The following is a 16,787-nucleotide window of genomic DNA, read 5'->3' as shown; positions in this document are numbered from 1 at the left end:
GCCCGGCTCAGGTCCGGGGAAGCCGGACGGTGACCACCGCGCCGCCGAGCGGGCCGCCGTTGGCGGCGGTGACCGTCCCGCGGTGTGCGGCGATCACCGCGTGGACGATGGACAGGCCGAGCCCGGCTCCGCGGGAGCCGCGGGCGTCGTCGCCGCGGGTGAACCGGGTGAACGCCGCGGTCGCCATGCCGTCCGGGAACCCCGGCCCGTCGTCGGCCACCTCGACCGTCGTACCGTCCCCGCCGGTCCGGACCTCGACGCGGACGTTCCGCGCTCCGGCCGCGGCGCTGTTGCCCGCGAGGTTGGCCAGAACCTGGCGGAGCCGCTCCGGGTCGGCCTCGACGACGACCGGGTCGCCGGACGCCTCGATGGCCAGCCCGTGCAGCCCGCCGAGCCGCCGGGCCTCCTCGGCGGCGAGGTCGAGCAGGTCCACCGGCTCCGTCCGGACGATCGGCGAACCGGCCCGTGCGCGGGCCAGCAGCAGCAGGTCCTCGGCCAGCCGGGCCAGCCGGTCGGTCTCGCCGAGCGCGGCCCGCAGGGACTGCCGGACCTCCTCCCCCGGCCCGGCCGCGCCGGCGAGCTCCAGCTCGCCGCGGATCACCGCGATCGGGGTGCGCAGCTCGTGGCTGGCGTCGTCGACGAACGCGCGCTCGCGCGCGGCGGCCGCCTGGAGCCGGGCGAGCATGTCGTTGAGGGTGCGGGCGAGACGGGCGATCTCGTCGTCGCCGTCCGGCACCGGCAGCCGCCGCTCGGCCTCCAGGGACGAGATGTCGGACGCCTCGCGGGTCAGCGCGTCCACCGGCCGCAGCGCGGTCCGGACGACGGCCCGCGCGGCGAGCGCGAGCAGGAGGACCAGCAGCGGCGCCGCGACGAACAGGACGAGCTGCAGCCGGTCGCGGGCCGCGTGCACCGGCCCGGCCGGCACGCCGACCACGAGCACCCGGCCCTCCGGGACGAGGCGCCGCGCCAGCACCCGCGCGGAGCCGCTGCCGGAGCGGGAGCCGAGCGGCACCGTCCGGGTGGTCGGCACGGGCTCGCGCACGCCGCGGACCTCCCCCGGGTCGAGCAGCCGGCCGCGCAGCGCGGCCGAACCCGCGATCAAGCGCCCGTCGGCGGAGTAGAGCTGCGCCATCGGGTCGCCGCCCAGCTCGGTCAGGTCACCGGCGCGCACCGCGGCGGCCAGATCGTCCGCGCGGGTGCGCAGCCCGGAGTCCAGCGCGGCCCACAGCTGCCGGTCGAGGGCCGTGTACAGCAGGAGCAGAGCGATCGCCAGAGCCGCGCCCGCGCCCACCGCGGAGACCAGCGTCACGCGGGCGCGCAGCGAACCGGGTGCAAGCCGCATCCTCGACCTCCCGGCCTCGATCCTCTCACCTGCGTCGTCGCCGGTGGACGGCCTCTCATGCCCTTCTCATCCAATGCCTCGCAGGCTGGGCACCGGGCAGCCGTATCCGGTCGCCCCGGTGGCTTCGACCAGGACGGAGGAACGCCGGTATCGACGAGGTTCGGATGACGTCCCCGGGCGGTTCTAGGCTGGCGGGCATGAGGCTGCTCGTCGTCGAGGACGACCCCGGCATGGCGGCGCTGCTGGTCCGCGGCCTGCGCCGGGAGGGGTACGCGGTCGACGCCGTGGCCGGCGGGCAGGACGCGCTGTGGAGCGTCCGGGAGAACGACTACGACGGCGTCGTCCTCGACGCCATGATCCCGCCGCCGGACGGCTTCGAGGTCTGCCGCCGCATGCGGGCCGAGGGACGCTGGGCGCCGGTGCTGATGCTCACCGCCCGCGACACGGTGCCCGACCGGGTCCGCGGCCTCGACGCCGGGGCGGACGACTACCTCACCAAGCCGTTCGCGCTCGCCGAGCTCCTCGCCCGGCTGCGCGCCCTGACCCGCCGCGACCCCCTCGAACGCCCGGCCGTGCTCCACGCCGGCGACCTGGTCCTGGATCCCGGCACCCGGACGGTGCGGCGCGGCGGCACCGGCATACGGCTGTCCCCGAAGGAGTTCGCGCTCCTGCACGAGTTCATGCGGCGGCCCGGCGACGTGCTGAGCCGCACCCACCTCATCGAGCACGTCTGGGACTTCGCCTACGACGGCGGCTCCAACGTCGTCGACGTCTACGTCCGCTACCTGCGCGACAAGGTCGACCGTCCGTTCGGGCGCGACACGATCCAGACCGTCCGGGGCGCCGGCTACCGCCTCGCCCCCGACGCCTGACGCTCTCATCTTTCTCTCATCCGGCGCTCGGCACCCTGAATGCGACCGGCACGTCCGGCCCCCCGGACCCGAGAAGGAGACGTCATGAAACGGCTCGCCGCCCCTACGGCACCCGACCACCCGCTGTACAGCCCTCCGGCTTACGGGTACCCGGCCTACGGGTATCCGGCGGAGAGCCGGCCCGTCTACGGCCCGCCCGAACCCCGCGGCCACGCGCCGCTCGCCGCCGCACCGGCCGCGCGCGGCCCCAGGCTCCTGCGCCGGTTCCGCTGGACGGGTGTCCTGCTGACCGGCGTCGCCCTCTACGTGGCCGTCCTCGCCGCGCTGGTCGCAACGCAGGATCCCGTCTATGTGCCGTCGCTGCTGCTCATCGGCGCCGCCCTCGTCCCGGTCACCTTCACCACCTTCGTCGGCGACATCGGCATGCGCACCACCCTGCCGTTCTCGCGCGTCGCCGCCGCGGCGGTGCTCGGCGGGGTCGTCGGCACCGTGCTCGCGGGCCCGCTGGAGTTCGAGACCGCCCGCGCGTTCGGCTCGCTCCCCACCGCGTTCATCGGGTTGATCGAGGAGTCGGCCAAGCTCGCCGTCCCCGCCCTCATCATCGCCCGCCGTCCCGGCCGCACCATCGACGGCCTGGTCCTCGGCGTCGCCGTCGGCAGCGGCTTCGCGGCCCTGGAGACCATGGGGTACGCCTTCGTCACCCTGCTCGGCACGCACGGCGACCTGCTGTCGGTGACCCACATCCTCCTCACCCGCGCGCTGGCCGAGCCCGGCGGGCACGCCGCCTGGACCGGCCTCGCCACCGCCGCCCTTGTCGCCGTGCGGAACAGCCGGCACCGCGGCGTCGCGCTGCTGCGCTTCGGGCTCGTCTTCGCCGGGGTGGTCACCATGCACGCCCTCTGGGACGCCAGCGCGGGCGGGAACGCCTACCTCGTCATCGGCGGCGTGAGCCTCGCCGCGCTTCTCCTGGTCACCTGGATCCTGAACCACAACGAGCGCACACGCGCGGGACGATGAGGGGAGTGCCGGCGCTAGTCGTCGGGCCACGTCGGCGCGGTGCTCGGGGCGCGGAGAACGATCCTGGTCGCGGAGTCCGTCGTGAGGGAGAACTCGACGAGCTGCTCGCCACGGTCGTTGCGGTACATCTCGGCCTCCACGCGCACATCGTCGGCGACGTCCGCGACCAGAACCTCGACGTCCGTGCCGAGCAGCGGGGTCCAGGTGTTCGGCCGGACGATCTGGAGTTCGCTCATCCCCTCACCATGCCGCGTCCTGGGCGCCGGCGGCGATCTTCCTGTACATCGTCACGACGCATGCGCCGCCGAGCCCCGTGGCCCCCAGAGGGTGGCCCTTGGAGATGAGAGCCGCCGGACGGGTTCACCACCCACGCACCGCCGTAGTCGGTCGCCCCCTCGTCGATGAGCGCGCCGCCCCCTCTCCGCCATGGAGCGCATGACCCCGCTCGGCCGGGCCGGCTCCCCGCGGGAAGCGGCCGGCGCCGTCTCCCTGCTGTGCGTTCCGGAGTCCGACTACATCACCGGCCAGACCCTCGTCTGCGACGGCGGATTCACCATGTGACGCCCCGCCTGTGGACCTGTGCGGGCGGTTCGGGGGACCGTAAGGACTGGGAGGTCTTCAATGCACGACGTGGTGCTGCGGGGCGGGAGCGTCCATGACGGGCTGGGCACGGAGCCCCGGACGGCCGATGTCGCGATCGACGGGGACCGGGTCGTGGCCGTGGGCCGGGGCGTGGGCGCGGCGCGCCGGGTCATCGACGTCGGCGGGCTGATGGTGGCGCCGGGGTTCATCGACGCCCATTCCCACTCCGACATGGTCCCTGTACTGCCTGAGCCGCAACCGTTCAAGCTGTTCCAAGGGGTGACGACCGAGATCGTGGGCAACTGCGGGCTCTCGTTCGCCCCGCTGACCGAGCGGGCGCTGCCGGAGGCGCGGACCAAGTTGAGCAACCTGTCCGGCGGCGCGGAACCACGCGTGCGGAAGTTCGGGGACTATCTCGACGAGATCGAGGCGGCGGGGCTCACGAACCACATGGCCGCCATGGTCGGCCACGGCATGCTGTGGATGTCCGTGGCCGGCATGGAGCCGCGGCTCCCCGCGGGCGGCCTGGAAGAGATGTCCCGTCTGGCGGACGAGTCCTTCGCCGCGGGAGCGGTCGGCCTGTCGAGCGGTCTCATCTACACCCCCGGCGCCTACGCCGCCACCGGCGAGCTCGTGGCGCTGGCCACGGTGGCGCACCGGTGGAACCGCGTCTACGCCACGCACATGCGGGACGAGGGCGAGGCCCTCCTGGCCGCGCTCGACGAGGCGATCGAGGTCGCGTCCCGCGCGCAGGTTCGTCTGCAGGTCTCGCACTGCAAGGCCGCAGGCCGGGCCAGTCACGGGAAGGCACGACTACTGCTAGACAAGCTGCACGGCGCGCGCGTCGCCGGAGTGGACGTCCGCGGGGACCAGTACCCGTACCTGGCCGGCGGCACCGGGCTGGCCGCGCTGCTTCCCGCCGCCGCGCACGCCGGCGGTGTCGCCGCGCTGCGCGCCCGCCTGCGCGATCCGGACGAGCGGCGGCGCCTGCGAGAGGCGGCCGAGGACCCGTCCACCACGGCCGGCGTCGGGCTCTGGCGGTCGGCGGCACCGTCGGACATCCTCGTCACGGCCCACGCCGACGCGAAACTCGTGGGCAGGACGCTGGAGCGGCTCGCCGGCGGCCTCGACCCGTGGGACGTCCTGTGCGCCATGGTCGACGCCGACCCGGGCGCCGCCATGGTGATCACGCTCATGGCGGAGGACGACGTGCGCACGATCATGGCCGACCCGCTGATCGCCGTCGGGAGCGACAACGGCGTCCCGGGAGACTACGGGCATCCCCGCACGTGGGGGTCCTTCCCGCGCTTCCTCGGCGCCTACGTCCGCGAGCTGGGCGTCGTGTCATGGCCGGAGGCCGTGCGCAAGATGACGTCCGCGACGGCGCGGCAGTTCGGCCTGGCGGGGCGCGGGTGGCTCGGCCCCGGCGCGATCGCCGACGTCGCCGTCTTCGACCCCGGGACCGTGGGCCACGGCGGAACCTACGAGGACCCCGCGGTCACTCCCGACGGCATCCCGTACGTGCTCCTCGCCGGACGCGTCGTCGTGGACGACTCGGCCTTCTGCGGCGAGCGGCACGGGCGGGTGCTCAGAGCCGGGTGCCGCCAAGGGCGCGGCACCCGGCGCGCCGTCAGCGGTGAGTGAACACCGGAACCCAGGACCCGTCCCGGTCCGACCTGCGGTACCCGGTGAGAGGGGTGATCTTGCCCCTCAGGTCGACCAGGAGCAGCCGGTTGCGGAACTCGTGCTTGCCCGTGCACTTCCGCGGGTCGCAGCCGATCGCGAACAGCCGCTGATCGTCCGCCCAGGCCTTGGCCTGCTCGATCGGGAGCACCGCCGCCTTCTTCCCGGTGACCACGTTCGTGATGGTGACGGCCGGGCCGGGCCTCGGACCGTCCGTGGGCAGCAGGGTGCCGTTCGGGGACAGGCCGGCCTCTTCGTCGTCCCAGTAGTCGGCCTCGTGCGCGGGCGCCGGCCGCCGCTCACCGGACGGGGTGAAGAAGACCTTGGTCGGCACGGTCGCGGTGGGCGCCCAGATCAGGGTTCCGTCCCGGCTCCACCCCAGGTCCTGCCGGGCGTTCGGATTGTCGCGCAGGGGCGGCATGGGGTGGAACGCGCCCGGCCTGGACGCGCTTTCGGCGAGGTAGTAGCCGGTTCTGGGAGACGCGCCCGGATCGGCCTGGACGTCGGGGTTCTTGTCATAGGCGGTCATTAGCAGCCGGCGACCGTCGGGCGACCAGGCCGCTCCGCCGACGGGGTGGTCGACCGGGATCCAGTCGGTGACCTTCTGCGTCCTCATGTCGAGCACCCCGACCCTGGTCGTGGGGAGGGGCCCTTGCAGGACGGCCGCCCGCGCCATGCCGGGGGCGACGCTGACGTACGCCCAGCGGGTCCGCTCGTATGTACCGGTCGACGGGTTGTACAGGTGCCACGTGCGTTCGAGCGTCCGCCGGCCGTCGTCCGTGTGCGTGCGGAAGGTGAAGTAGGCGGCCACGGCCGTGTGCCCGGCGGCGACGAGGTGGCGCGGGAAAGCGCTGCCCGGATCCGTGCGCAGCGTCGTGTCCGACGACAGGGCCACCGGTTCGAACGCGGGTGCCGAGGGCCGGTGCCGCTGGGCCGGGCCGCCGGCGGAGGAGACGACGGCCACGGCCGCCGCACCGACGAGGAGCGCGGTCGCCCCTCCCGTCAGCGCCATCCTGAGCGGACGGCGCCGGGGGCGTGCGCGCAGCGCCCGGTCGGCCAGGTCGGCGGGGACGCGCGCCTCCGCGGCCCAGTCCTCGCACGCGCTCTTGACGATCGGCTCCGCCTTCATCGCCCGACCTCCTCGGCCAGTTCGGATTCGTTCAGTTCGGGAGCCAGCCGGCGCAGGCGCGCGAGCGAGCGGTGGGTCGTGCTGCGCACCGTGCCGATGCTGCATCCGAGGATCTGCGCCACCTCCGCCTCGGGCCGGTCCTCCAGGAAGCGGAGCGCCAGCACCATCCGCTGCCGGGGAGTGAGGCGGGCCAGGGCGCCGCGGACGGCGAGCTTCAGATCGACCGCCGATATGTCGTCCCGTGCGATCTCCTCGGGCAGAACCCCCCGCTGCGTCTCGCGCTGCTTCCACTTGAGCCGCCGGAAGCTGGCCTGCTGCCGGTACATCACCCGCCGTACGTAGGCCTCCGGGTTCTCCACGGCGGTCCAGCGAGCGGCCGTCTTCGCCAGGGCGATCTGCAGGACGTCCTCCGCCGCGTGCTGGTCGCCCCCGGCGAGCAGGTACGCCAGGCGCATCAGCGCCGCCGATCTCGATGTCACGAACTCACGGAAATGTCGCTCTGTGGCGGCATCCATCGTCACCTCCGAAATGATGTCGTCTCTGAGACGCCTCCGGAGGCTCGCCACTATGCCTGCGCCGCGGAACTTTCCGCGGGCGTGTTCAGAAGTGCGACGGGTCGCGGAGGGTGGCCTCGGCGCCGCCGTCCACGTAGATGACCTGGCCGGTCATGTGGGTGTTGACCGTGGAGACCAGCCAGCGGAGCGCCTCGGCGATCACCTCCGGTCCGGCGTGGCCGTTCAGCGGCATCGGGACGGCCTCGTTCATGATCTCCAGCATGGCCTCGTCCTCGAACAGCGGCCTGGTCATCGGCGTCCTGACGACGCCCGGCGCGATCGCGTTCAGCGGGATGCCCGCGCCCGCCCACTCGGGGGTGGTGCAGGCGCGGCGCAGCCACTGGGCGAGGGCCGACTTCGACGACGGGTACAGCAGGCCGCCGGCGCCGCTCTCCTCGATCTTCGCCGCCGCCGCGATCGCCGCCGGCTCGTCGCGGTCGAGGCAGGCGCGGACGACGTCGCCGTCCACCGGGTGCGTGCCGGAGATCGAGGCGACCACCGCGGCGCGCGGCGCCTCGGCCTCCGCGAGGAGGGGACGCAGCCCCTCCAGCAGGTCGACGGCGCCGAAGAAGTTCACCTTGACCGGCGTGACGGTGAAGTCGGAGACGCCGGCGCAGGCCACGGCGGCGTCGAGCCGCCCGCCCGCCTTCTCCAGCGTCTCCTCGACCGCGCGCGCCCGGCCGTCCGGGACGCCGAGGTCGGCGCACACGTCGGTGCGGTGCAGGTCGATGCCGATGACGGTGTCGCCCGCTTCCCGGAGAATCTCGGTGAGGGCCTTGCCGATGCCGGAGGCCGCGCCGCTGACGGCGATGGTGCGTGCCATGGCGGCACGGTAGCCGCGGCCCGGGCGCGTACGACTGGACCGTCCCGATCACCGGGAGGTCCCCCGTTCCTCCCGCTGAGCGGGAGTCGCGCGGCGCGCCCGCCCGGAGTGCGGCTGTGATCGTGGGATGGCGGCACGGAGACCGGTCGCGCTGGTGACAGAGGCGAGCCGGGGCATCGGCCGGCGGACGGCGCTCGCGCTCGCCGCCGCCGGGCACGACGTCGCGTTCACCGCGCGGACCGTCGACGAGGGGACGGGCCGGGTCCCTCCCCGGCACGGCCTGGCGGAGGCGATCCCCGTCCCCGGGAGCCTGGCGCGGACACGGGCGGAGATCGAGGCGCTCGGGGCGCGGGCCCTCCCCGTCCGGATGGACCTGCTCGACCGCGGGAGCGTCACCGCCGCGGCCCGGACGGTCCTGGACGCGTGGGGGCGGGTGGACGTCCTGGTCAACAACGCGATGGCACATGTCGCGGGCACCCACGAGCGGTTCCTGGACCTGGACCTGACCGTCGCCGAGCGAACGGTCACCGGCAACTACCTGAACCAGATCGCGCTCCTGCAGGTCGTGCTTCCGGCGATGCTCGACCACGGCGCCGGGACGATCGTCGACCTGTGCTCGGGGTCGGCGGCCAGCGACCCGCCGGGCCCTCCCGGCGAGGGCGGGTGGGGCGTCGCGTACTCGGCGTCCAAGGCGGCGTTCGGTCGGCTCGCCGGAGCGATCAACGCCGAGTGCCTCGGGCGCGGGATCCGGGCCTTCAACCTCGACCCGGGCTTCGTCGTCACCGAGGCCGGCGCGGCGCGCGGCGGGCTCGGCCCCCTGCGGGAGAAGGGGTTCGAGCCGACACCCGAGGAGGTGCCGGCGGCGGCCGTCGTCTGGCTCGTCACGGATCCCGCCGCGGACGAATACCTCGGCCGCGTCATCCGGGCACCCAAGCTCGTCACCGACCTGGGCCTGCTCCAATAGCCACACTTCTGCGAATTCGCACCGTCCGTCGCAGGGGCCGTATGTGGCCACGCTGATGGTCATCTTCCCCCCGCGGTGATACGAGTGACGTGATTGACAACGTTGTCGTACACCGGACGGTGCGCAGTGCGATCCCGCCATTCCCTCACCCGCAGAAGTGTTCTCACCGCCACGGCGGGCCTGGTCGCCGCAGGCGCGATCCCGGCGCCCGCCCACGCGGAACGGCTCTCCCCCGGCCGTCCGAAGGACTGGCGCCCGGTGGCCAGGGACGTGCGCCGCGAAATGCTGCACACGTGGAACTCTTACAAGCGGCTCGCCTGGGGCCACGATCACCTGCTGCCGGTGAGCGGCGGGCACAGCGAATTCTTCGACCAAGAGCATCCCGTGGGGCTGACCATTGTCGAGGCCCTCGACACGCTCTACCTGATGGAGCTGGACGACGAACTGGCCGAGGGCGTCGCCTGGGTGAAGGAGAATCTCGATTTCTCCGCCGTCAACGCCGATGTCCAGGTTTTCGAGACCAATATCCGGATGGTGGGCGGCCTGCTGTCCGGCTACCTGGCCACCGGTGAGCGGGCGCTGCTCCGGCACGCCAAGCAGATCGCCGACATCCTCATGCCCTGCTTCGACCGGTCGCCGACCGGCATCCCGTACCGCTTCGTCAACCCGAGCACGGGCGAGATCAGCGGGGCGACCAACCCGCTGGCGGAGGTCGGCACCATCATCACCGAGTTCGGCACGCTCTCCCGGCTGACCGGCGACCGCAGGTACCACCGGGCGGCCAGGAAGGCGATGAAGGCCGTCATCGAGCGGCGTTCCGACCTGGACCTCCTCGGCACGGAGATCAATGTCGAGACCGGGGAGTGGGTCAACGACACCGCGACCGTCCACCCGCCGGTCGACTCGTTCTACGAGTACGTCTGGGACGCCTGGGATCTGTTCGGCGACACCGAGTTCCGCGACCTGTACCGGATGCTGACCCGGGCCATCATCAAGCACGAGGCCACCACCATCAACGGTCACGTGTGGTTCGCCCAGGTCGACAAGGACGACGCCGAGCAGGTCACGGCCGAGCAGTCCGAACTCGGCTCGTTCTACGCCGGCCTTCTCGGCCAGAGCGGCCATCGGCGGCTCGGCGACGCCTACCTCGCCTCGTGGACCTCGGTGCTCGACCGGTTCCCGGTGCTTCCCGAGGGCTATGACCCCACGTCCGGTGCCGCGACCGCGAAGGGCAACCAGCTGCGGCCCGAGTACGTCGACTCCTGTTTCAACCTGTGGCTGGTCGAAGGGCCGGGCCGGCACGCGTCGGAGCGGTACCGAAAGCTCGCGTACGACTACTACCTGCGGCAGAAGAAGCACTCCCGCGTCCCGAACGGGTGGACCATCATCGACGACGTCACCACCTCGCCCGTGAAGCACGGCGATCTCACGTCGGGTTACTGGTGGTCGGAGCAGATGAAGTACTGGTACCTCATGTTCGCCAAGGCCCCGCGCTTCGACTACCGGAACAACTACCTCTCCACGGAGGGCAACGCTTTCCGCGGACTTCGCCGACGCTGAGGCTTACCCTTACCGGCATGTCGTTCGCCGCTCTGCCCTCGGTCGCGTCCTGGCGGCACGAGGGGGCTCGCGCAGGGTTCGAGGTCGCGTTCTTCTCCGTCGACGCTCGTGGTGCCCGGGTCACGGGCACCACGGCGGCGACGGAGGACGGCGTGTCCTGGGTCGTGGACTACGCGATCCAGCTGGACACCTCGTGGCTGACCAGGTCCGCGCGGATCACCGGGCGCAGCGGCGGCTCCGCCACCGTCACGGAGATCGAGGCCGACGGTGCGGGGAACTGGCGGATCGGCGGGGTCGCCGCACCCCACTTGCAGGGGTGCCTCGACCTGGACCTGGAGGCGTCGGCGATGACCAACACCTTCCCGGTGCACCGGTTGCGCTTCCCCGACGAGCGGCCGGTCGACGCACCGGCGGCCTACGTCCGCGCGGTCGGGCTGGACGTGGACCGTCTGGAACAGACCTACTCCCGTTCCAGCGAAGAGCACTACGACTACGCCGCACCCGTCTTCGACTTCGCCTGCCGCCTGGTCTACGACCGGCACGGCCTCATCCTCGACTACCCCGGCATCGCCACCCGTATCCAGTGACCCGACGGCACGCATGACCCGCCCGGAACGGGCGGCTCAGGCCAGAGCCGCCCCGAAGCGGACGGCGTCCGCGGGGATCCCGCCCTGGCCCGGGACGAAGAGCAGGGGCGTCCCGGACGTGCCCGGCCACGGGATTCCATGCACGGCGCCCTTGCCGTAGGTCACGTCATCGGGGGTCGCGACGAGCACCTGGCCGTAACGGCTGGAGAGCGCGGCGCCGAAATGGTCCCCGGCCTGCGGGACCTGTCCGATGCTCTCCTGGGTGAGGGAGACGTCGCCGTTTCCGGGCGCGCTCGCCGCCTCGCCGAAGATCTGCACTCTGCCGGCGTCCGCGGCGGTGCCGACGTCCTCACGGGGGACGCCGACCACCAGCGGCTCGCCGAGGCCGTCCCGCCACGGACCGCCGAGTTCGAGCACGGACCCGAACTGGTCCCCGGTCTCGGCGGTCCCGGCGACATCGGCGCTGTCCTGGGTGACGCTCCACCGCTGGGGCAGCGGCAGTTCGTCGTCGTCCGTGGCGAACAGGTGGACCATCCCGGCGTCGCCCGCCGAGCCGATGTCCTCCAGCGGGACGCCGACCGCCAGCGTGACGTGCGACGGACCGTCGTGCTCGCAGAATGAATCGAGCGCGAGGCGGGCACCGAACTGGTCGCCGGGTTCCGTGGCGCCGTCCACTCCCGGAGAGTCCTGCGTCAGGGGCGTGTCGCTGCTCAGATCTCTGGCCAGATGCACCATGCCGGCATCCCGGTCGCCGCTCAGATCCTCGCCCGGCGCCCCCACGACCAGCGTGTAGCCCTCGACGCCGGTGACGCTGCAACTGAAGCCGCCGGGCCCCTGGAACAGTTCGACCGCGGCGCCGAACCCGTCACCGGCCTCCACGCCGCCGCCGATGCCCGGGCTGTCCTGCGTGAGCGCGGCGACGGTCGCGACGTCGCCGGTGTCCCCGTCGAACGTCACGACGCCCGCGGCGCCGGCGTCCGCGACGCTCCCCACGTCCTCGCCGGGCACGCCGAACGCGAGCGCGGGGGCGGGCCGGAAGTCGCCGCTGGTCCTGTTGACGGCGAGCCCGGCGCCGAACCGGTCACCCGCTTCGGGGCCGCCGGGTATGCCGTGGGTGCCCTGCCGGAGCACGATCCCCGCGCGGCCGCCGCCCAGCCCGTCGGCCGATCCGAAGATCACCTGGATGATCCCCGCGTCATCGGCATCGCCGGCGGACTCCGAGGGCACGCCCACCACGAGATCGGTGCGGTCGTCGAAGTCGACGTCCATCGTCCGGATGACGGCGCCGAACCCGTCGCCGGACTCGGGGCTCTCGCCGACCCCCGGCCCTCCCTGCGCCAGCACGGCCCGCTCACCCGTCCCCGGATCGCCCTCCGCGCCGTAGAGCACGGTGATCCGCCCGGCCCCCGGCACTCCCCCCACGGCGGCATCGGGGTCACCGACCACGACGTCGCCGCACCGGTCCCCGTTGAAGTCGGGGCCCTGCGGGGTGCACGCCGCCGCCCGGCCGGGCACTCCCGCGACCGCCGCTCCGGGCGCCGCCACCACCGTCACCGCCGCGACCGCCAACGCCGCGGTCACCACTGCCAGCCCGTCGCGTCCCACCGGGATCCCCGTTCGCTCGGTGACATCCGTCACATGGGTGACGGGCCAGGAGGCGAAGCGGTTTACGCGATCTCGGTCCGTGGCGCGGTCACGTGGCCGTGCCGTGCAGGACGACGTCGCCGGGCGGGTCGGTCCCGAACACCACGTCGCCGTGGAAGCTGGCCCGACCGGATGACCCGTCCAAGGTGAAGACCGCGTGGTCGAAGCCGCTGCCGTCGAACCGGGTCGTGCCGTGGAACTGAGCGCCGGCGAAGTCGGCGTAGTCGGCTTCGCAGCCGCTGAAGTCCAGGTCGACGAACGTGGCACCGCAGAGCCACACGTCCATGCCCTTCCACTGACCGGGGCCGGGCCGGAGCCGTTCGGCGAGCGTCCGCTGCGCTTCCCGCCGCAGCCGCAGCAGCGCGTCCTGCTCGGGTGCGCGGCCGTCCACGCGCAGGTCGAACGGGAGGGGGATCCGCAGGAAAGCGCACAAAGTGGCCACGACGCGCTGCCGCACCTCGGGCCGGTCGTCACCGAGCCGGGCCAGGATCTGGAGCCCGGCCGACCGGACCTCCGGGTCGGGGTCGGCGAGCTGCCCGGTGTACGGCGCCACCGAGGCGTCCGGCACCAGGTCCGCGGCGCCGTCCCGCGCCCCGGCCGTGACCGGTCGCGTGGTCCAGCCGAGCGGCCACACCGACTCGCCGTCACCGGTGTCGCCGCCCCAATACGCCCCGGTGAGGTCGACCGCGGGCTGGTCGAGGTGGGCGCGTCCGGCGAATCGCGCACCGGCGAACGTCGCCGCCGCGCCGAAGCGGGCGTAGTGGAACCAGGCGGGGCCGTCGAAGCGGACGTCGCGGAACGACGCGTCGCCGAGGAACCGGGCGCCGTCGCCGCCCTCCTCCCAGTCCTGGTAGTCCTCGATGAGCACCGCGACGGGCCAGTTCGGGTCGTCCTCGTTCGGCTCCTCCCACGGCGCCGGATCGATCTCCTCGACCGTCTCCCAGGCCTCGTCGTCGTCCCACCAGGTGTCGGCGCCCCGGCCGAACCAGGCCGTCCCGGAGAACACCGCGCCGGTGAAGTCCGCCCGCCGGCGGAACCGCGCCCGGCCGAACTCCGCGTCGCCGCCGAAACGCGCCCCGGTGAAGACGGCGTCGCCGTAGAAGACCGCGCGCTGGAACGCGGCGTCTGCGAACGCCGCGCCGGCGAAGACCGCGGTGCCGTGGAAGCGGGTGTCGGCGAACTCGGCGGCGTCGAGCCGGCAGCCGCTGAAGTCGGCATCGCCGAGCGTGCAGCCCGACAGGTCCACGCTGATGTCGTCCCAGGGAGCGGGGCCACCGGCGCGCAGCCGGTCGATGAGCGGTTGCAGCACCGCGTGGCGCTCCCCGGCCGCGGCACCGTCCGCCGGCGGGGTGCGCAGCCATGAGCAGACGGCGTCCGTGACCGGTTGCCGCCGCTCGGGATCGGTCTCCGCGTGCGCGATCAGCGCGTCGACCTCCGCGCGTCGCGTGCCCGGCGCGGCGGCTTCGAGCCGGCCGAGTGCCGCCCTGTAGGCGGCCGAAGGCTCCTCCACGGCCAGAGCCTAGCGGCGGCGGCCGCCCGGAGGGGCCGTTCCGCCATTCGCCCGCGGGGCCTAGAGGCGCAGGCGGTAGCCGGTGCCGCGGACCGTCTCGAAGCGGTCGGCCCCGAGCTTGCGGCGCAGATAGCGGACGTAGACGTCCACCACGTTGGAGCCGGGATCGAAGTCGAAGCCCCACACGTGCGCCAGCATCTGCTCGCGGGTCAGCACCTGGTCGGGGTTGCGGCAGAACATCTCGGCGAGGGCGAACTCCCGGGAGGTCAGCTCGACGGTCCGGCCCGGCACGTGGGCCCGGCGGGTGCGCAGGTCCAGCACGAGGTCGCCGACCCGCAGCAGCGTCGGCTCGCGCGCCCCGTCGGCGCGCAGCCGCAGCCGCACCCGGGCGAGGAGCTCGGCGAAGGCGAACGGTTTCGCGATGTAGTCGTCGGCGCCGCCCTCCAGCCCCGCGACGGTGTCGGCCACCCCGTCGCGGGCGGTGAGGATGATGACCGGGAGCGTGACGCGCTCCTCGCGGAGCCGGCGCAGGACGGTGAACCCGTCGCGCAGCGGCAGGCCGACGTCCAGGATCATCAGGTTGAACGCGCCGCCGCGGGCCAGCTCGTAGGCGGTGATCCCGTCGGCCGCCACGGCGGTGCGGAAGCCGGCGCCGCCGAGGCCCTTCTCCAGGAACGAGGTGATGCGCGGCTCGTCCTCGGCGATCAGGATCCGGCCCATGCGGCCTCCTCCCTGGGCTCGGCGTCCAGGGCGAGCGGCTCGCCCTGCGGGATGCACAGGGGCAGCTCCAGGACGAAGCGGGCGCCCCCGCCGGCCGGGTGCTCGACCCGGGCGCCGCCGCCGTGGGCGCGGGCGATCGAGGCGACGATGGCCAGCCCGAGGCCGGCGCCCTCGGTCGGCCGGGGGCCCGGCACGCCGCGGACGAACCGGCCGAAGATGCGCGCGGCGTCCTCCTCCGCCACGCCCGGACCGGTGTCGCGGACCCACAGCGTCACCACCGAGCCGTGCACCGCCGAGCCGACCTCGATGGTGTCGTCCGGGACGGTGTGCTGGACGGCGTTGGCGGCCAGCTGCATGAGCGCCTGGGTGAGCCGCTGCCGGTCGGCGATGACCCGCACTTCCGCCACCTCGCCCACCCGCCACCGCCGCGCGCCCAGCCCGCGCGCCTTGGCGACCGTCTCGACCGTGAGGTCGGCCAGGTCGACCTCGGACTGGGTGAGGAAGTCCGAGCGCTCGGCCTTGGCCAGGATCAGCAGGTCGTCGACGATGCGGTTCATCCGGTCGAGCTCGTCGATGAGCAGCTCGCGCGTCTCGGCGCGCTCGCCGGGGTCGTCGCCCATCAGCTCCAGATGGCCCCGGATCACCGTCAGCGGCGTGCGCAGCTCGTGCCCCGCGTCGTCGACGAACCGGCGCTGCGCGGCGAAGGACGCCTCCAGCCGGTCGAGCATCACGTTGAACGTCGAGGCCAGGGCGGAGACGTCGTCGGTGCCGCGCACCTCCAGCCGCCGGGCCAGGTCGGACGCGCCGATCCGCTCCGCCGTCCGGCGCACCATCCGGATCGGCGCCAGCACCCGCCCCGCGATCAGCCAGCCGGCCAGCCCGGCGACGGCGAGCGCGCCGAACGCGGTGACGGCGAGGACCCGCGTCGTCTCGGCCACCTCGTCCCGCTGCGCGTCGCGGAACTCGGCGACGACCAGGGCGGCGCGGGCGGGGTCGCCCTTCATCCGCACCGGGATGGCGGCGTACCGGACGCGTCCCGCCGCGCTGTCCGCCCACCCGTGGACGGGCCGGTCCGCGCCGGCGACCCGGGCGATGAACGCGGCGTCGTGGTCGAGCCTGGCGGGCGGCGGGTAGGGGCTGCGGCGGTCGGCGCGGCCGTCGACGACGGTGAAGAACGTCTCGCCGTCGTCCGGGAGGTTGTGCCCCAGGTAGCCGGTGAGCAGCGCGCGGACGTCCCGGACCGGGCGTCCGGTCGCCGGGTCGGCGCCGTTGTGGGCGTACTCGCGCAGCTTCTCGGCCTCGTGCCCCAGTTCGGCGGCGATCCGGTCGTCCAGGCGGGCCGACAGCACCGACCAGGTGACCGACACCGACCCGCCGAGCGCCAGCGCGACCAGCAGCAGCATCCAGCCGACGATGCGGGCGCGGGCGCTCAGGCCGCGGCGGACCTCCCGCGCGCCCTCAGTCGTCGGCATCGCGGTCATCGGCCTCCACCTCCACCTCGTCATCGTCGTCGCTGGCCGGCGGCACCGGCGACGGGGCCGCCCGGACGTCCTGCCGCGGCGCGGGGCGGGCGGAGCGGGCGGGATCGGCGGGCCCGGCGGGCCCGGCGGGCCCGGCGGGCGCCCTCGCCGGGCGGGAGGCGGCCGGGGCACGGCCGCGGGACGCGGGCGGCGGGGACACCTGGACGGTGTCGCCGAGCCGCGGCGGATGCGAGTTCTGGGCGTGGGCGAATCCGGCGGCGAGGCCGAGGGTGGCCATGGCCGCCGCCGTCATGCCGGCGATCGCCGCGCGGGTGGCCAT

At 73.9% G+C, this 16,787-nt stretch carries 17 protein-coding genes; 7 read left to right on the top strand and 10 right to left on the bottom strand.

Going from position 1 to position 16,787, the window contains the following annotated elements; all coding sequences use genetic code 11:
- Positions 1–7 precede the first annotated feature (7 nt).
- Entirely contained in the window at positions 8–1,342 is a 1,335-nt protein-coding gene (locus K8Z49_RS47750) for an ATP-binding protein (protein ID WP_412517193.1), read from the bottom strand.
- A 197-nt stretch (positions 1,343–1,539) separates the two neighbouring features.
- Between K8Z49_RS47750 and K8Z49_RS47745 the strand changes: the two genes are divergently transcribed.
- Positions 1,540–2,214 (top strand): response regulator transcription factor, encoded by a 675-nt coding sequence (locus K8Z49_RS47745; protein WP_412517192.1) that lies wholly within the window; start codon positions 1,540–1,542, stop codon positions 2,212–2,214.
- Between the two features lie 84 nt (positions 2,215–2,298).
- Positions 2,299–3,231, top strand: a complete 933-nt coding sequence (locus K8Z49_RS47740) for a PrsW family intramembrane metalloprotease (RefSeq protein WP_111833191.1) — start codon at positions 2,299–2,301, stop codon at positions 3,229–3,231.
- Positions 3,232–3,245: 14 nt separating this feature from the next.
- Here K8Z49_RS47740 and K8Z49_RS47735 read toward each other — a convergent pair whose 3' ends face one another.
- Positions 3,246–3,467 (bottom strand): hypothetical protein, encoded by a 222-nt coding sequence (locus K8Z49_RS47735; protein ID WP_412517191.1) that lies wholly within the window; start codon positions 3,465–3,467, stop codon positions 3,246–3,248.
- 190 nt (positions 3,468–3,657) lie between these two features.
- On the opposite strand from K8Z49_RS47735, the gene K8Z49_RS47730 reads away from it, so the two are divergent.
- Together K8Z49_RS47730 and K8Z49_RS47725 are read left to right on the top strand one after the other, a co-directional pair.
- Positions 3,658–3,792: an SDR family oxidoreductase gene (locus K8Z49_RS47730; RefSeq protein WP_412517190.1), complete on the top strand. Its 135-nt coding sequence runs from the start codon at positions 3,658–3,660 to the stop codon at positions 3,790–3,792.
- A 60-nt stretch (positions 3,793–3,852) separates the two neighbouring features.
- The gene (locus tag K8Z49_RS47725; protein ID WP_412517189.1) at positions 3,853–5,457 is read left to right on the top strand and encodes an N-acyl-D-amino-acid deacylase family protein; all 1,605 of its coding nucleotides are present in this window, start codon (positions 3,853–3,855) and stop codon (positions 5,455–5,457) included.
- Here the strand turns inward: K8Z49_RS47725 and K8Z49_RS47720 are convergent.
- The 3 genes from K8Z49_RS47720 to K8Z49_RS47710 form a co-directional block, all read right to left on the bottom strand.
- The gene (locus K8Z49_RS47720) at positions 5,444–6,625 is read right to left on the bottom strand and encodes a hypothetical protein (protein ID WP_412517188.1); all 1,182 of its coding nucleotides are present in this window, start codon (positions 6,623–6,625) and stop codon (positions 5,444–5,446) included. The two genes, K8Z49_RS47725 and K8Z49_RS47720, sit on opposite strands and share 14 nt — an antisense overlap.
- Positions 6,622–7,104, bottom strand: a complete 483-nt coding sequence (locus K8Z49_RS47715) for a SigE family RNA polymerase sigma factor (RefSeq protein ID WP_412517187.1) — start codon at positions 7,102–7,104, stop codon at positions 6,622–6,624. Before K8Z49_RS47715 ends, K8Z49_RS47720 begins: the two co-directional genes overlap by 4 nt.
- Positions 7,105–7,225: 121 nt before the next feature.
- The gene (locus K8Z49_RS47710) at positions 7,226–8,002 is read right to left on the bottom strand and encodes an SDR family oxidoreductase (RefSeq protein WP_412517186.1); all 777 of its coding nucleotides are present in this window, start codon (positions 8,000–8,002) and stop codon (positions 7,226–7,228) included.
- Between the two features lie 127 nt (positions 8,003–8,129).
- Between K8Z49_RS47710 and K8Z49_RS47705 the strand changes: the two genes are divergently transcribed.
- The 3 genes from K8Z49_RS47705 (at position 8,130) to K8Z49_RS47695 (ending at position 11,113) form a co-directional block, all read left to right on the top strand.
- Complete coding sequence (locus K8Z49_RS47705) at positions 8,130–8,966, top strand: SDR family NAD(P)-dependent oxidoreductase (RefSeq protein ID WP_412517185.1); 837 nt, start codon at positions 8,130–8,132, stop codon at positions 8,964–8,966.
- Positions 8,967–9,092: 126 nt separating this feature from the next.
- Positions 9,093–10,526 (top strand): glycoside hydrolase family 47 protein, encoded by a 1,434-nt coding sequence (locus tag K8Z49_RS47700; RefSeq protein ID WP_412517184.1) that lies wholly within the window; start codon positions 9,093–9,095, stop codon positions 10,524–10,526.
- A 17-nt stretch (positions 10,527–10,543) separates the two neighbouring features.
- Positions 10,544–11,113: a putative glycolipid-binding domain-containing protein gene (locus tag K8Z49_RS47695; protein ID WP_412517183.1), complete on the top strand. Its 570-nt coding sequence runs from the start codon at positions 10,544–10,546 to the stop codon at positions 11,111–11,113.
- Positions 11,114–11,149: 36 nt separating this feature from the next.
- On the opposite strand, the gene K8Z49_RS47690 is transcribed toward K8Z49_RS47695, so the two are convergent.
- The 5 genes from K8Z49_RS47690 to K8Z49_RS47670 are packed head-to-tail and all read right to left on the bottom strand — an operon-like array spanning position 11,150 to position 16,787.
- Positions 11,150–12,751: a hypothetical protein gene (locus tag K8Z49_RS47690; RefSeq protein ID WP_412517182.1), complete on the bottom strand. Its 1,602-nt coding sequence runs from the start codon at positions 12,749–12,751 to the stop codon at positions 11,150–11,152.
- Positions 12,752–12,806: 55 nt separating this feature from the next.
- The gene (locus tag K8Z49_RS47685; RefSeq protein ID WP_412517181.1) at positions 12,807–14,267 is read right to left on the bottom strand and encodes a pentapeptide repeat-containing protein; all 1,461 of its coding nucleotides are present in this window, start codon (positions 14,265–14,267) and stop codon (positions 12,807–12,809) included.
- A 60-nt stretch (positions 14,268–14,327) separates the two neighbouring features.
- On the bottom strand, positions 14,328–14,987 hold the full coding sequence (locus K8Z49_RS47680) for a response regulator transcription factor (protein ID WP_021597197.1): 660 nt from the start codon (positions 14,985–14,987) through the stop codon (positions 14,328–14,330).
- Complete coding sequence (locus K8Z49_RS47675; protein WP_075020040.1) at positions 14,972–16,468, bottom strand: sensor histidine kinase; 1,497 nt, start codon at positions 16,466–16,468, stop codon at positions 14,972–14,974. Before K8Z49_RS47675 ends, K8Z49_RS47680 begins: the two co-directional genes overlap by 16 nt.
- Positions 16,446–16,787, bottom strand: coding sequence for a hypothetical protein (locus tag K8Z49_RS47670; RefSeq protein ID WP_412517180.1), 342 nt, complete (start codon positions 16,785–16,787; stop codon positions 16,446–16,448). Before K8Z49_RS47670 ends, K8Z49_RS47675 begins: the two co-directional genes overlap by 23 nt.

This window comes from Actinomadura madurae (assembly GCF_047130825.1).
In the GTDB taxonomy this organism is placed as follows: domain Bacteria; phylum Actinomycetota; class Actinomycetes; order Streptosporangiales; family Streptosporangiaceae; genus Spirillospora; species Spirillospora madurae.
This window is presented reverse-complemented; position numbering and strand designations above follow the sequence as displayed.